The sequence below is a fragment of the Mesorhizobium sp. M7A.F.Ca.AU.001.01.1.1 genome (assembly GCF_004022735.1).
In the GTDB taxonomy this organism is placed as follows: domain Bacteria; phylum Pseudomonadota; class Alphaproteobacteria; order Rhizobiales; family Rhizobiaceae; genus Mesorhizobium; species Mesorhizobium ciceri.
The window spans coordinates 1-1,120 of the sequence record NZ_RZPF01001149.1; the positions used below are offsets into that span (position 1 = coordinate 1).

Annotated in this window: 1 protein-coding gene and 2 pseudogenes; 1 reads left to right on the forward strand and 2 read right to left on the reverse strand. The window is 68.5% G+C overall.

Going from position 1 to position 1,120, the window contains the following annotated elements; all coding sequences use genetic code 11:
- Both EN884_RS36635 and EN884_RS36640 read right to left on the reverse strand, forming a co-directional pair.
- A pseudogene (locus EN884_RS36635) lies at positions 1-181 on the reverse strand (aminotransferase); the annotation flags it as partial.
- A 17-nt stretch (positions 182-198) separates the two neighbouring features.
- The gene (locus tag EN884_RS36640) at positions 199-981 is read right to left on the reverse strand and encodes a GntR family transcriptional regulator (RefSeq protein WP_063169682.1); all 783 of its coding nucleotides are present in this window, start codon (positions 979-981) and stop codon (positions 199-201) included.
- A gap of 43 nt (positions 982-1,024) precedes the next feature.
- Here EN884_RS36640 and EN884_RS40000 point away from each other — a divergent pair.
- A pseudogene (locus EN884_RS40000) lies at positions 1,025-1,120 on the forward strand (N-acetylglucosamine kinase); the annotation flags it as partial.

Here is a 1,120-nt window from a genome sequence, read left to right on the forward strand (position 1 = left end):
TCATGAAGGTGGCGGCATGGTCGGACGAGCCGCGCGCCACGGTGACGACGAACTGCGGGTCGCGTTCACGGATGCCGCGCCCGGCTTCGGTCAGCACGGCGCCGGAGCCGTCGAGCAGGCGGGCGACGGCCTGCGGGACCTCCTCGATCTCGCGCCGCATATGGGTCATCTCTGTCGACATGGTCGGCTCTGTCGTGCTCATGGTCGGCCCTCTTCGCTCGGCCCTGTCAGCCGCAGTTCGGCGACGAAATCATAGGCGTCGCCCCGGTAGATAGAGCGGGTGAATTCGATCACCTTGCCGCTCGCCAGATAGGAAATGCGTTCGATGTGCAGGCCGGCAATGCCTGGCGGCACCTCGAGCAGGCGCGCGTCGCTGTCGCCGAGATTGGCGGCGGAAATGCGCTGCACCGCCCGCACCGGCCGATTGCCGGTCAATTCCAGCGCGGCATAGAGCGAGGAGCCTATGTCGGCCGGGTCGGGCAACACGCTGGCCGACAGCGAGGCCCGCTCGATCGCCAGCGGCGTGTCGTTGGCAATGCGCAGGCGCGCCACGCGCGCCACCAGTTCGTTCGACGACAGGCCGAGCACCATCATTTCGTCGGGCGAAGGTGCGTAAAGGCCGCGGTCGAGCCATGCCGAACGCACCACCATGCCGCGCCGCGCCATGTCCTCGGTAAACGAGGTCAGCCGCGACAGCGACTGTTCGACACGCTCCATGCGCGGCGCCACGAAGGTGCCGGAGCCGTGGCGCTGCACCAGGATGCCGCCCTTGACCAGGTCCTGCACCGCCTTGCGCACGGTGACCCGCGAAATATCGGCCTTGGTGGCGATGTCGCGCTCGGAGGGCAGCGCGTCGCCCGGCCCGATCAGGCCGCGGTTGACCGCGTCCTCGATGCTCTTGCGCAGCTGCAGATAAAGCGGCGCGCCGCTTTGCGCCTGATGTTTCAGCGTGGCGAAGATCTGGTCGGCGGCCTCGCTCATCGAGTTGCCTTCGCGTGTCCGGCGAAAAGGCGAACCGCCATCTGCACCGCGCCTGTCTGCCCGCTACCGGGCGCTGCTGAAGCCGCCGCTCGACGACGCGCTGGGCGGCGCGGTGCAGATGGCGGTTCGCCTTTTCGCC